Source organism: Alitiscatomonas sp. (genome assembly GCF_037242085.1).
Lineage (GTDB): Bacteria > Bacillota > Clostridia > Lachnospirales > Lachnospiraceae > Alitiscatomonas > Alitiscatomonas aceti.
Genome location: NZ_JAXXBR010000064.1, coordinates 56728 through 71792, shown reverse-complemented (window position 1 = coordinate 71792; position 15065 = coordinate 56728). Strand labels below are relative to the sequence as shown.

Sequence of the window (15065 nt, the reverse complement as noted above, 5' to 3'; positions counted from 1 at the left end):
ACGCTCTTCCGATCTACCACTATAAGAAAAAACGGAAAAATAACATCGCGGGACACTAAAAACAGAAGGAGGTGGAATAGAACAGCCGTGAGTGATTCCCGCAAGAACCAGTAGTCTCCTAAAGGGGAAGCTTCACGTATCAGAAAGTGGTACGGGAAAGGAGTGCAGGCTATGGATCTGAGAGAGCAGATCGATGCGTATATCGAAAAATACAAGTTTGAGATCGTGTCAAGAACGTGTGATTTTGTTAAGATCCCCAGCGTGAGCACCAGCGATGATTCGGGAAGGCCCTACGGCCTGGAATGTGCCAGAGCCCTGGATTTCTGTGATGCGCTGTGCAGGGAAAAGGGTCTGTTTACGAAGAATTACGACTATTATTGCCTGGAGGCCTCCTGTGAGAAAGAGCAGAAGGGAAAACGTCTCGTTCTTGTGACCCACGCGGATGTGGTTCCGGTGGGAGAGGATACGATCTATGAACCGTTTGCCGGGACTGTATATGGAGATTATATCCTGGGAAGGGGATGCGTAGATGATAAGGGGCCGTTGATCGCTACCCTGTACGCGCTCGCATTTTTTAAGGAGAATCATATTCCGCTGAAAAATGATATCCGTCTCGTTTTTGGCAGCAATGAAGAACGCACCATGGATGATATTGAGTATTATCTGGAGAGAGCCGGACAGCCGGACTGGGCCCTGGCGGCAGACGGGGATTTTCCGGCGGAGAATGGCGAGATGGGAAGGATCGATTTTACGGTCTCCGCGCCAAAGGCCAGCCAGGTGGAATACATACGGTCCCGCGGAACAGGCCAGAGCCTGGTACAGGAGGCCTGTGAATCCCTGATCGAGAACCGGAGCATAACCATCCGGAAAACGCCGTCCAGAGAGGGAGGACCGGAGGGGGTGGAAAACCCTGTCGCCTATATGATCCTGAACCAGGAGGGGGCGGTCTTTAAAAATGATGCAGATGAAAAACATATGCGGGAGCTTTTGGCAGACGGCAATGGGGCGTCCATGGGAGTTTCATGCTCAGACGAGATCTTTGATGAATCGATCCTGCGGGTCTATAAAGCTGAGACAGAGGGGGAAAATATTAAGCTGAGCTTTGATCTGAGGATCCCGCATTGCGTGGATCTGGAGGAAACGGCGGAAAAGATCCGAAGGTATGGGGAAGAAAAAGCGATCGCAATTGAGATCGGGAAGATCAGTAAGGGATATTACGAGAGCCCGGATGAGGGGATCGTAAAAATGCTGACAGACCTTTATAATCATGAGATGCATATGGACGAAAAGCCCTGTGTACTGCATACGGCGGCAACGTATACACGGCTGTTTGAGCATGGATGTGATTTCGGCGCAGGGAACTGCCAGGAGGTAAAGCCGTTCCCGCCGGGACATGGCTCTGTCCATGGCTTAGATGAGGCGCAGAATATAGGCGTTCTCCTGGACGCGGTGAAAATGTATATTCTTGGAATAAAAGCCATCGACGATCTCTGGTCCTGATGACCGTATGTGATTAAAGTGAAAAAGGAGGAGTACTATGTCAGAACAGGCAGCTCTGGATAAAAAAGCCATAAGAAAAGAAATACTGGCCCTTATCATTCCCATTATTCTTGAGAGTATTTTTGTATACCTGGCGGGAATTGTTTCTGCCTCTCTTGTAGGCCATTTGTCGGGTCTGGCCGTTGCTACCCAGGGTCTTGCAAACCGTATTACAGGTCTCTTGAACGTGGTATGGGGCGCAGTCCGTATCGGTTCCATGGTTTACTATGTAAATCTTATTGGCGAAGGCAAATATGGAGAATTGAAACAGGGCTTTAAAAATATCTGTACAGTAACCCTGGGGATTGCCATTGGGTTTGTACTGATCCTGTTCCTGTTCCCATCCCAGATCCTGTCATTCTTTACAGAGGATGTGGAGCTGATCGCGTCGGCAAAAAGCTATCTGCATATTACGCTGCTGGCTCTGCCGCTGTGGGTTATGACCAAGATGAACTCCGCGATGTTTAACGCCATGGGCGATACAAAGACACCGATGTACCTCCAGGTGCTGATCAATGTGGTGAACATTGCCTTAGGATATCTGCTTATTTTCATCTTGAAATGGGATTTCTACGGTGCTGCCATAGCCACGGCAGTTTCCCAGATCGCCGGCGGAGGCGTTGGAATTATTCTTTTAAACCGCAAGGAATATTTCAGACAGGCAGGAAAGACGGGATGGGGGATTTCCGATAAGGAATCCATTAAAGAAACTCTTCTGAAATCCATTCCTGTTGGTCTGGAAGATGGAATGTGGCAGATCTACGCGATCATCATGACCAAGTTCCTCCTTACTTATGGTACCAACGCATATGCAGGCTTCCAGCTTGCCACGGCTGCTGAGGAGATCACAGAGCTTCCAGTCATTGGATTCACCGTTGCAGCAACAACACTGGCAGGCCGGGCCAAGAGCCAGAAAAGCGGCCCGCTGTTCAGGGAATATTTTAAGCAGCAGCTCTGGATGAACGGAACCATAAGTGCGCTCTGCACGCTTGCAATGATCTGTCTGCCATACGGGTTCATGTCTATCGTGACCAATGACCCGGCTCTCAAAGAGGTCGGCGCAGTATATCTGATGATCATGGGAGCGATCCTGATCCCCCAGAACCTACAGCGTACTCTGACTGGAACTATTTACGGCGGTATTGGCAATACAAAGGCTACCATGATCATTACAGTGATCGGTACCTGGTGTATCCGTATCCCCATGGCGGCTCTTGCGACATATGTATTTAAGTGGCCGTTATGGACCCTGTGGATGTTCGTGGGTGCTGACCAGGTTGCCCGTTTCCTGATGATGGCATTCTATGTGAAACGCAACAAGGTCCTCTACTGTATCGAAAACGGAACGGGAGAGAAGAAGGAAGATAATAATTAAACGGACAATGAATATAGAAGGAAAGCCCCCCAGTCATGGAAACATGACCAGGGGGGCTTTTTATAACTTGGGATTCCTTTATGACTGGCTGGCTGCGGGAGCCTTATAATGCACGTGCAGCAGCTCCCTGGCCCGATCCTTTAATACGCCGTCTTCGTACAGCTTGGTCACCACCGGGTTTTCATCGGAGCGCTTCACCAGGGCGCTCTTGTCGGCGGTGTAGAGTCCGGAGGAACGCTTTTTCTTGTCCTCCAGGAAGCTTTCCGGCTGTCCCGCGCCGCCGATGCAGCCAGTGGGGCAGGCCATGACCTCCACAAAGTCAAAGTGTTCTTCTCCGCTTTCAATCAGCTGGATCAGCTTCTCTGCGTTGCCCAGTCCGCTGACCACGGCCGTGTGGACGGCCTTGCCGCCGATCTCAATGGTGAATTTCTTGATCCCCTCCAGGCCGCGGACGCCGGAGTAGCGGATCTCCTGGAGCGCCGGATTGGTGCGCTCTGCCAGACGGCGGAGGGCCGCCTCTGTGACGCCGCCGCTGGTGCCGAAGATCACGCCGCCGCCGGAGCGGATGGAGAACGGGGTGTCGGGGGCCGTGGGTTCCAGATCTGCAAACTGGATCCCCAGTTCCCGGATCATGGAGGCCAGCTCCTTGGTGGTGAGAACGGCGTCGATGTCCGGCTTCCCGTTCCGGATGAATTCCTCCCGCTCGGCCTCCATCTTCTTTGCCGTACACGGCATGATGGCCACGTTGAAGGTCTCGAGACCACATTCCTCGTCGGAGGGCTTATAATATTCCTTTAAGACTGCGCCGAACATCTCCATGGGAGATTTACTGGTGGAAAGGTACGGCAGCAGCTGGGGATGCTTGTTTTCCACATATCTGACCCAGGCCGGGCAGCAGGAGGTGAATAGCGGATACCTGCGCTCCTCATTCCGGCTTAAGATCTCCGCCAGCTCGTTGGTTTCCTCGATGATGGTCATGTCGGCGCTGACGCTGGTATCGAAGCAAAGATCAAAGCCGATCATATGAAGGGCGGTGTAGATCTTATAAATGCTGTTTTCACCGGGAGCCATGCCGAACTCCTCGCCGAGGGCCACCCGGACGGCCGGGGCCACCTGGGCGATGACCCGTTTGGTGGGATCGAACAGGGCGTTCCAGACCTTTCCCTTGGTTTTTTTAATGGTGATGGCGCCTGTGGGACAGACTGCTGCACACTGGCCGCAGTTGACGCATTCCGTTTCCGAAAGCTTCCGGTTAAAGGCTGGGGATACGATCATATTGGAGCCCCGGTTGACGAAGTCGATGGCTCCCACATGCTGGATCTCGTTGCACATGCGGACGCAGTCGCCGCAGAGGATGCACTTGTTCATATCCCGGACAATGGCGGGAGAGGAGTCATCGATCTCATAATTGGGCCGGTTGTTCTTAAAACGGATATCGTAAAGGCCGAACCGGCGGGCCAGGGCCTGGAGCTGGCATTTCTGGTTCTTTTCACAGATGGTGCAGTCCCGGCAGTGGGAGGCCAGCAGAAGCTCCAGGATCATTTTCCTGTGGTGGTGCAGCTTGGGCGTATTGGTGCGGATCACCATTTTATCCTTGGGCGGTGTGGAGCAGGAGGCGATGATATTTCCCTTGTCGTCCTCCACCACGCACATGCGGCAGGCGCCGTAAATGGAAAGATCCGTATAGTAGCAGAAGGTGGGGATGTGGATCCCGACGTTCCGGATCACCTGAAGGATATTTTTTTCGTCTGTGAACTCTGCGCGGAGTCCGTCTACGATCATATATTTAGCCATGTGTCTCCCCTCCTTATACTTCTTTTACTGCGCCGAAGCTGCAGCCGTCCAGGCATGCGCGGCACTTGATGCACTTATGGGTGTCGATGACATGGGGCTGCTTCACAGAACCGGAAATAGCTCCCACCGGACACAGTCTGGCGCACTTGGTGCAGCCGCGGCAGAGCTCCGGATCGATCTGCAGGGTCACCAGGGCCTTGCACTGGCCGGCCGGACACTTTTTGTCCACCACATGGGCCAGGTATTCGTCGCGGAAGTATTTCAGGGTGCTGCTGACAGGAGACGGAGCCGACTTCCCGAGGCCGCAGAGGGCTGTCTCGGAGATGGTGGAGGAAAGCTCCTCCAGAAGCTTAATGTGCTCCAGGGTGCCCCGTCCCTCGGTGATATCCGTTAAGATCTCCAGCATCCGTTTGGTACCCTCCCGGCAGGGAACGCATTTGCCGCAGGATTCATTCTGGGTGAAGTTCATGAAGAACCGGGCCACCTCTACCATACAGCTCTTGTCGTTCATGACCACCAGGCCGCCGGAGCCGATCATGGCTCCCACCTTTTTTAAGGAGTCGAAGTCCAGGTGCATATCCAGATGGTCCTCGGTGGCGCTGAGGCAGAGACAGCCTCCGGAGGGGCCGCCGATCTGTACAGCCTTGAATTCCCCGTCCTTGACGCCGCCGCCGATGTCGAAGATGACCTTCCGGAGAGGCGTACCCATGGGAACCTCGATGAGTCCGGTATTGTTGACGTTTCCGGTAAGGGCGAAGGCCTTGGTGCCGTGGTTGTTTTCCGGGCCGATGGTCTTATACCAGGCGGCTCCCTTCTGGATGATGGGGGCCACGTTGCAGTAGGTCTCCACATTATTTAAGACCGTGGGACTGTCAAACAGGCCGTGCTCCACGGTACGGGGCGGTTTTACTCTGGGCATGCCGCGGTTTCCTTCAATGGATGCGGTGAGAGCGCTTCCCTCGCCGCATACGAAGGCTCCTGCGCCCTGGCTGATATGGATATCGAAATCAAAGCCGGAATCCAGGATATTTTTACCCAGAAGGCCGCGCTGTCTGGCCTGGTCGATGGCCATGGACAGACGTTCCACGGCCAGTGGGTATTCTGCCCGGACATAAATATACCCCTGGTGGGCCTGGGTGGCGATGCCGGCGATGATCATGCCCTCCAGGACACGGTGGGGATCGCCTTCCATCATAGAGCGGTCCATGAACGCGCCCGGATCGCCCTCGTCTCCGTTGCAGACCACGTATTTATCGGGACCGGGCTGACGCAGCACCTGCTCCCATTTTTTTCCTGTGGGGAAGCCGCCGCCGCCGCGTCCCCGGAGACCGGCCTCGGAGATCTCCTTTACGATCCCTTCCGGCGTCATGTCGAACAGGGCCTTTGCCACAGCGCTGTAACCGCCCATGGCGATGTATTCCCGGATGGATTCGGCGTTGATGTGGCCGCAGTGCTCTAAGGCCACCCGGGTCTGCTGCTTATAAAAGGGGATATCGTCCTGCCTCTGGTAGGGGGTGCCGTCCTTATCCCGGTACACCAGACGATCCACCACCTGGTCGCCCAGGATGCTCTGCTCGATGATATCCTCACAGTCCTCCACCTTTACCTTAATATACAGCCATCCCATGGGCTCGATCCTCAGCAGGGGGCCCATTTCGCAGAAACCGTGGCAGCCGCTTTTTTTCAGGCCGATGCTGTGGTCGTGGGGCTCCTCCTCCAGCTGCACGGTACAGGCAATGTCCCTTTCTTCCATTAATTCCTTCAGACGGTCGTAGATCTTTAAAGAGCCTCCGGCCACACAGCCGGTGCCGCCGCAGATCAGGATCTGCTTATCCTGGGTGGCCAGGCACTGGATGAAGTGTTCCCGCTTCTGTTCAAGCTCGGCTCTTGTATTGATTCTTTTTATCTCACTCATGCGTCCAGGCCCTCCTTCCTGCGGATCTCACGGATCATTTCTCTGGCTTTTTCCGGCGTCATGGCCGGATACACATGATCATTGACGGTACAGACGGGAGCCAGGCCGCAGGCTCCCAGACAGGATACGGTCTCCACGGTGAACAGCATGTCGTCGGTGGTGGGTTTCTTTTCGGTGACGTTGAGCTGCTTGCGGATCTCCTCCAGGATGGGAACGGATTTCCGCACATGGCAGGCAGTCCCGTCGCAGACCTTTATTACATATTTTCCCTTTGGCTCAAGGGAGAAGTTTTCGTAGAAGGTGGCAACACCATAGATCTTGGCGTCGCTGATGCCCAGCTTTCTGGCAGTGTAGCAGAGGGCGGATTCCGGAAGGTAGTGGTATTCCTTCTGGATATCCTGCATGATGGCGATGACCTGGGATGGATCGCACTGGTGCTTTTCAAGGATCGCATCCAGCGTTTCAAGGTGAATCTGGCTCAAGATCGTTTCTCCTTTCTTCTGTCAGCCCCGGATGGGAATGAATGTTATTTGTAAATTCTACCATAATCCCGATAATATATTCAATAAAACTATACATAATAAACAAAAGTATTTGGGCCGATAAAGTAATAAAATTAAGTCTTTGAAAATGTTGGGAAATTTCCTTGACATGTTGACACGGGCATGATAATATGAAATGTGCACTATTGTGGTATCTTGCGCGTAAGGGTACCATTATGCCCAAAAATAGAGTTGATATAGAAAGAAAACAGGGGTGAAACGTCAATGGAGAAAAGCAGAATACGTCCGGTGCCGGCCGGTAAAAGCGTAAGGATGAGCTACTCGAGACAGAAGGAAGTTCTTGAGATGCCGAACCTGATCGAAATCCAGAAAGATTCCTATCAGTGGTTCCTGGATGAGGGCCTGAAAGAGGTCTTCGAGGATATCTCTCCCATCGCGGACTTTGCTGGTCATCTGAGTCTGGAGTTTGTGGACTTCACACTTTGCAAAGATGATATCAAGTACACGATCGAAGAGTGCAAAGAGCGGGATGCCACTTACGCAGCGCCTTTAAAAGTAAAGGTGAGACTCTGCAACAAAGATAAAGATGAAATCAATGAACACGAGATCTTCATGGGTGATCTTCCATTAATGACCGATACAGGTTCCTTCGTCATCAACGGAGCAGAGCGTGTTATCGTCAGCCAGCTGGTACGTTCCCCCGGAATCTATTATGGGATCGATCATGATAAGATCGGAAAGGAATTATATTCCTGTACCGTGATCCCCAACCGCGGCGCATGGCTGGAGTACGAAACAGACTCCAACGACGTGTTCTATGTCCGCGTAGACCGTACAAGAAAGGTCCCGGTGACAGTCCTGATCCGTGCCCTGGGTTACGGCACCAATGCAGAGATCACCGAGTTATTCGGAGAAGAGCCCAAGCTGTTAGCCAGCTTTGGAAAGGATACCTCCGATAACTATCAGGACGGCCTTCTTGAATTATATAAAAAGATCCGTCCCGGCGAGCCGCTTTCCGTGGACAGCGCTGAGAGCCTGCTGAACAGCATGTTCTTCGACCCCAGAAGATATGATCTGGCAAAGGTCGGCAGATATAAATTTAATAAGAAGCTTCACTTTAAGAACCGTATCACGGGTCAGATCCTGGCAGAGGATGTGGTGGATACCACAACCGGCGAAATCCTTGCCGAGGCTGGAAAGACCGTGACCATGGAGCAGGCAGAAGCCATCCAGAATGCGGCTGTTCCCTATGTATGGGTACAGACCGAGGAGAGGAACGTGAAGGTCCTTTCCAATATGATGGTGGATCTGGCTGCCTATGTGGGCTTTGATCCGGAAGAAGCCGGCGTTACGGAGTTAGTATTCTACCCGGTGCTGGCCGATATCCTGGAAAAAGCAGGCGATATGGGAGAGGATGAGTTAAAGGCAGAGATCCGCCGCCACATCCACGACCTGATCCCCAAGCACATCACAAAGGAAGACATCATTGCTTCCATTAACTATAATATGCATCTGGAGTTCGGCGTTGGTACGAAGGACGATATCGACCACCTTGGAAACCGTAGGATCCGTGCCGTGGGCGAGCTCTTACAGAACCAGTACCGCATCGGCCTTTCCAGAATGGAGCGTGTGGTAAGAGAACGTATGACCACACAGGATATGGAGGGGATTACTCCCCAGTCTCTGATCAACATCAAGCCGGTGACGGCTGCGGTGAAGGAGTTCTTCGGAAGCTCCCAGCTGTCCCAGTTCATGGACCAGAACAACCCGCTGTCTGAGCTGACCCACAAGAGACGTCTTTCTGCATTGGGCCCCGGCGGTCTGTCCAGAGAGCGTGCCGGATTCGAGGTCCGCGACGTACACTACACCCACTACGGACGTATGTGTCCCATCGAGACCCCTGAGGGTCCCAACATCGGTCTGATCAACTCCCTGGCCTGCTACGCCAGAGTGAACCAGTACGGCTTTGTGGAGGCTCCGTACCGGGTATTGGATAAATCCGATCCGGCTAACCCCATCGTAACCGACGATGTGGTATACCTGACTGCCGATGAAGAGGATAACTATGTGGTTGCCCAGGCCAACGAGCCCTTAGACGAGGAAGGCCACTTTGTCCACAACAATATTTCCGGACGTTTCCGTGAGGAGACATCCTCCTTCCAGAAGCGCTCCATCGACTTAATGGACGTATCCCCGAAGATGGTATTCTCCGTGGCTACATCCATGATCCCGTTCCTGGAGAACGACGACGCCAACCGTGCGCTGATGGGCTCCAACATGCAGCGTCAGGCTGTGCCGCTGCTTTCCACTGAGGCTCCCGTTGTGGGAACTGGTATCGAGGCCAAGGCGGCTGTTGACTCCGGCGTCTGCGTCGTTGCAAAGAATGCCGGCGTGGTCGAGCGTTCCGCCTCCAACGAGATCATCATCAAGAGAGATTCTGACGGTATGAAGGATGTGTACCGTCTGACCAAATTTGCAAGAAGCAACCAGTCCAACTGCTACAACCAGAAGCCCATCGTTTACAAGGGAGACCATGTGGAAAAGGGTGAGGTGATCGCAGACGGCCCGTCCACAAAGAACGGTGAGATCGCCCTTGGAAAGAACCCGCTGATCGGTTTCATGACCTGGGAAGGCTACAACTATGAGGACGCTGTACTGTTAAGTGAGAAGCTGGTCCAGAACGACGTATATACCTCCGTCCATATCGAGGAGTACGAGGCAGAGGCCAGAGACACCAAGTTAGGACCGGAAGAGATCACCAGAGACGTTCCCGGCGTTGGCGATGACGCCTTAAAGGATCTGGACGAGCGCGGCATCATCCGCATCGGCGCAGAGGTCCGTGCCGGCGATATCCTGGTAGGTAAGGTAACTCCCAAGGGAGAGACTGAGCTGACCGCAGAAGAAAAGCTCCTCCGCGCCATCTTCGGCGAGAAGGCAAGAGAGGTCCGCGACACCTCCCTTAAGGTGCCCCACGGCGCTTACGGCATCATCGTGGACGCCAAGGTATTCACAAGAGAGAACGGCGACGAGCTGGCTCCCGGCGTGAACCAGTCCGTAAGGATCTACATTGCCCAGAAGAGAAAGATCTCCGTGGGCGATAAGATGGCCGGCCGTCACGGAAACAAGGGTGTTGTTTCCCGTGTGCTCCCGGTTGAGGATATGCCGTTCTTACCCAACGGCCGTCCGCTGGATATCGTATTGAACCCCCTGGGCGTGCCGTCCCGTATGAACATCGGACAGGTGCTGGAGATCCACTTAAGCCTGGCTGCCAAGGCCCTGGGCTTCAATGTGTCCACGCCGGTCTTCGACGGAGCCAACGAGGATGATATCCAGGATACCCTGGAGCTGGCCAACGATTATGTAAATATGGAATGGGATGCATTCCATGAGAAATATGCAGATCTGATCAAGCCGGAGGTCATGGAATATCTGGGAACCCACTTAGAGCACCGCGGTCTCTGGAAGGGAGTGCCCATCAGCCGTACCGGTAAGGTGCAGCTGCGCGACGGCCGTACCGGAGAACCCTTTGACAGCCCCACCACCATCGGACACATGCATTACTTAAAGCTCCACCATCTGGTAGACGATAAGATCCATGCACGTTCCACTGGCCCATATGCACTGGTTACCCAGCAGCCTCTCGGCGGTAAGGCCCAGTTCGGCGGACAGCGTTTCGGTGAGATGGAGGTATGGGCCCTGGAGGCATACGGTGCATCCTATACGCTCCAGGAGATCCTGACCGTGAAGTCCGATGACGTTGTGGGCCGTGTGAAGACCTACGAGGCCATCATCAAGGGCGAGAACATTCCGGAGCCGGGTATCCCCGAGTCCTTCAAGGTACTCTTAAAGGAACTCCAGTCCCTGGGTCTGGACGTGAGAGTCCTGAAAGACAACGGCGAGGAAGTGGAGATGTCCGAGAACATCGATTACGCAGACACCGACCTGGATCTGCGCTCCATCATCGAAGGCGACAGACGTTACGACGAGAAAGAGGAATCCTTCGGCAGCTATGGCTTCCAGAAGCAGGAGTTCAAGGACGGAGAGCTGGTGGATTCTGAGGATGACGACTATATCGACGGGCCGGAGGAAGAGGACGGCTACATCGATGACGACTATTCTGAAAAAGATAATTAATAGAAGGGAGTACCGTTCATGCCTGAGACAAATGAAACTTATCAGCCGATGACATTTGACGCGATCCGTATCGGACTTGCTTCTCCGGAAAAGATCCTGGAATGGTCCCACGGCGAGGTAAAAAAGCCGGAGACCATCAACTACAGGACCTTAAAGCCGGAAAAGGACGGCCTGTACTGTGAAAGAATCTTCGGGCCCAGCAAGGACTGGGAGTGTCATTGTGGTAAATACAAGAAGATCAGATATAAGGGCGTTATCTGTGACCGATGCGGCGTTGAGGTTACCAAGTCCAGTGTGCGCCGTGAGCGTATCGGCCATATCGCTCTGGCCGCTCCGGTTTCCCACATCTGGTATTTCAAGGGTATCCCGAGCCGTATGGGACTGATCCTGGACATCTCTCCGAGGGTCCTGGAGAAGGTACTGTACTTCGCTTCTTATATCGTGCTGGATCCGGGCGATACCGGTCTCCAGTTAAAGCAGGTGCTTTCTGAGAAGGAGTACCGCGACGCAGTTGACAAATATGGCTACGGCACCTTCCGTGTAGGAATGGGTGCCGAGGCCATCCAGGAGCTTTTGAGGTCTATTGACCTGGAGAAGGATTCTGAGGAGTTAAGAAAGGCTCTTCAGGAGTCCTCCGGACAGAAGCGTGCCCGTATCATCAAGCGCCTGGAGGTGGTGGATGCCTTCCGCCAGTCCGGAAACAAGCCGGAATGGATGATCATGAACGTGATCCCGGTGATCCCGCCGGATATCCGTCCCATGGTACAGCTGGACGGCGGCCGTTTCGCCACATCGGACTTAAACGACTTATACAGAAGGATCATCAACCGCAACAACCGTCTGGCAAGACTTCTGGAATTAGGCGCTCCGGACATCATCGTCCGCAATGAGAAGCGTATGCTCCAGGAGGCTGTGGACGCCCTGATCGACAACGGCAGACGGGGAAGACCTGTAACAGGTCCCGGAAACCGTGCCTTAAAATCCCTTTCCGATATGTTAAAGGGTAAACAGGGCCGCTTCCGTCAGAACCTTCTGGGTAAGCGAGTGGACTATTCCGGCCGTTCCGTTATCGTTGTTGGACCGGAGCTCAAGATCTACCAGTGCGGTCTCCCCAAGGAGATGGCCATCGAGCTCTTCAAGCCCTTTGTTATGAAGGAACTGGTTGCCAACGGAACTGCCCATAACATCAAAAACGCCAAAAAGATGGTGGAACGCCTCCAGACAGAGGTGTGGGACGTACTGGAGGATGTAATTAAAGAGCATCCCGTTATGTTAAACCGTGCTCCTACACTCCACAGACTTGGTATCCAGGCTTTCGAGCCCATTCTGGTCGAAGGTAAGGCCATCAAGCTCCATCCCCTGGTATGTACAGCCTTCAACGCCGACTTCGACGGTGACCAGATGGCCGTACACCTTCCCCTTTCCATGGAAGCCCAGGCGGAGTGCAGATTCCTTCTGCTTTCTCCCAACAACCTGTTAAAGCCGTCCGACGGCGGCCCCGTGGCCGTTCCGTCCCAGGATATGGTTCTGGGTATCTATTACCTGACCCAGGAAAGACCGGGAGCTCCGGGAGAAGGAAAATACTTTAAGAGCAAAAATGAAGCGATCCTGGCCTATGAAAACGGCGTTGTGACCCTTCATGCAAGGATCAAGGTGCGCGTATCCAGGACCATGGCTGACGGCACCGAGATGACCGGCATCGTGGAGACCACCGTGGGCCGTATCCTCTTTAACGAGATCATCCCCCAGGACCTGGGCTTTGTGGACCGGACCATCCCGGGCAACGAGTTAAAGCCGGAGATCGACTTCCTTGTAAAGAAGAAACAGTTAAAACAGATCCTTGAGAAGGTCATCAACACTCACGGGGCAATGCAGACTGCCATTACCCTGGATGACATCAAGGCCATTGGTTATAAATATTCCACAAGAGCGGCCATGACCGTATCCATTTCCGATATGACCGTTCCGGCCTCCAAGAAACAGCTTTTAGCGGATGCAGAGGCCACTGTGGACCGGATCGCCAAGAACTTCCGCCGCGGTCTTATCACCGAGGAGGAGCGTTATAAAGAGGTGATCGATACCTGGAAGGAGACGGACGATCAGCTGACCCACGATCTGCTGACTGGCCTGGATAAGTACAACAACATCTTCATGATGGCTGACTCCGGAGCCCGAGGTTCTGATAAGCAGATCAAGCAGCTGGCTGGAATGCGAGGCCTTATGGCCGATACTACCGGTCACACCATCGAGCTTCCCATTAAGTCCAACTTCCGTGAAGGTCTGGACGTACTGGAGTACTTCATCTCTGCCCATGGAGCCCGTAAGGGTCTGTCCGATACGGCTCTGCGTACCGCCGACTCTGGTTACCTGACCAGACGTCTGGTAGACGTATCCCAGGATCTGATCATCCGTGAGACGGACTGCTGTGAAGGAAAGGGAGAGATCCCCTACATGGAGATCGAGGCCTTTGCCGACGGCAAGGAGACCATCGAGAGCCTGGAGGAGCGTCTCACCGGCAGATACATCGCCGAGGATATCGTGGATCCGGATACAGGAGAGGTAGTCGTAAAGGCCAACCATATGTGTACGCCCAAGCGTGCGGCTGCCGTTATGAAGGTCCTGGATAAGTTAGGAAGAAAGACCGTTAAGATCCGTACTGTACTGACCTGTAAGTGTCACATCGGTGTCTGCGCAAAATGCTACGGCGCCAATATGGCCACCGGCCAGCCGGTACAGGTGGGCGAGGCAGTCGGGATCATCGCGGCCCAGTCCATCGGTGAGCCGGGTACCCAGCTGACCATGCGTACCTTCCATACAGGCGGCGTTGCCGGCGGCGATATCACACAGGGTCTTCCCCGTGTCGAGGAGCTGTTCGAGGCAAGACGGCCCAAGGGACTTGCCATCATCGCTGAGTTCGGCGGTGTGGTCACCATTAAGGATACAAAGAAGAAGCGCGAGATCATCGTTACGGATACAGAGACCGGAAACTCCAAGACCTACCTGATCCCCTATGGATCCAGGATCAAGGTACTGGACGGACAGGTACTGGAGGCCGGCGACGTACTCACCGAGGGTTCCATCAACCCCCACGATCTTCTGAAGGTAAAGGGCGTCCGCGCCGTACAGGATTATATGATCCGCGAGGTACAGCGTGTATACCGTTTACAGGGCGTAGAGATCAACGACAAGCACGTTGAGATGATCGTCCGCCAGATGTTAAAGAAGATCCGCGTGGAAGAGAGCGGAGACTCTGAGGTGCTTCCGGGAACCTCCATGGACGTTCTGGACTTCAACGAGATGAACGAGAAGCTCATCGCTGAAGGAAAGAAACCGGCAGAAGGTAAGCAGGTGATGCTGGGTATCACAAAGGCATCCCTGGCTACGGATTCCTTCTTATCTGCGGCTTCCTTCCAGGAGACCACCAAGGTCCTCACAGAGGCTGCCATCAACGGCAAGGTGGACCATCTGATCGGTCTGAAGGAGAACGTGATCATCGGTAAGCTGATCCCGGCAGGTACGGGAATGAAGCGCTACCGTGACATCCACCTGGGAACAGACGCAGAATTCGAGGCCCAGCAGGCTGAGGCCATGGCCCAGCTCCAGCCCGAGGAAGACGCTCCCATTGAGGAAGCGGAGGAGATCATCTTAAATGAAGATGATACCCAGGAGGCTGAGGAGAACTTCGATGATATGGAGAGCTCCGAGCCCGAAGAGGCTGTGGACACCGAGGAATAAAATAAAGAAAATGAATTGCGGCGGGGGAGCAGAAGGCTCCCTCGCTGTTTCACATTTTGGAGAGTTAGGA

7 protein-coding genes are annotated in these 15065 nt (G+C 53.9%); 4 read left to right on the top strand and 3 right to left on the bottom strand.

Annotation, left to right across the window (positions count from 1 at the left end):
- Nucleotides 1-171 precede the first annotated feature (171 nt).
- Nucleotides 172-1500, top strand: coding sequence for a M20/M25/M40 family metallo-hydrolase (locus WIH05_RS05500; RefSeq protein ID WP_337425081.1), 1329 nt, complete (start codon nucleotides 172-174; stop codon nucleotides 1498-1500).
- A gap of 37 nt (nucleotides 1501-1537) precedes the next feature.
- Nucleotides 1538-2914, top strand: a complete 1377-nt coding sequence (locus WIH05_RS05495; protein ID WP_022273870.1) for an MATE family efflux transporter — start codon at nucleotides 1538-1540, stop codon at nucleotides 2912-2914.
- A gap of 78 nt (nucleotides 2915-2992) precedes the next feature.
- On the opposite strand, the gene WIH05_RS05490 is transcribed toward WIH05_RS05495, so the two are convergent.
- Genes WIH05_RS05490 through WIH05_RS05480 form a run of 3 tightly spaced genes read right to left on the bottom strand, consistent with a single transcriptional unit; the run spans nucleotide 2993 to nucleotide 7108 of the window.
- A complete protein-coding gene (locus WIH05_RS05490; protein WP_337425080.1) occupies nucleotides 2993-4708 on the bottom strand; it encodes a [FeFe] hydrogenase, group A in 1716 nt (571 codons plus the stop codon).
- Nucleotides 4709-4721: 13 nt separating this feature from the next.
- Nucleotides 4722-6623, bottom strand: a complete 1902-nt coding sequence (locus WIH05_RS05485) for an NADH-quinone oxidoreductase subunit NuoF (protein ID WP_337425079.1) — start codon at nucleotides 6621-6623, stop codon at nucleotides 4722-4724.
- Entirely contained in the window at nucleotides 6620-7108 is a 489-nt protein-coding gene (locus tag WIH05_RS05480; RefSeq protein WP_158359665.1) for an NAD(P)H-dependent oxidoreductase subunit E, read from the bottom strand. Before WIH05_RS05480 ends, WIH05_RS05485 begins: the two co-directional genes overlap by 4 nt.
- A gap of 282 nt (nucleotides 7109-7390) precedes the next feature.
- Between WIH05_RS05480 and WIH05_RS05475 the strand changes: the two genes are divergently transcribed.
- Together WIH05_RS05475 and rpoC are read left to right on the top strand one after the other, a co-directional pair.
- Nucleotides 7391-11260 (top strand): DNA-directed RNA polymerase subunit beta, encoded by a 3870-nt coding sequence (locus tag WIH05_RS05475; protein WP_215654672.1) that lies wholly within the window; start codon nucleotides 7391-7393, stop codon nucleotides 11258-11260.
- 18 nt (nucleotides 11261-11278) lie between these two features.
- Nucleotides 11279-14995 carry a DNA-directed RNA polymerase subunit beta' gene (gene rpoC, locus WIH05_RS05470; RefSeq protein WP_215654673.1) on the top strand — a complete coding sequence of 1239 codons (3717 nt, stop codon included), beginning with the start codon at nucleotides 11279-11281 and terminating at the stop codon, nucleotides 14993-14995.
- Nucleotides 14996-15065 lie beyond the last annotated feature (70 nt).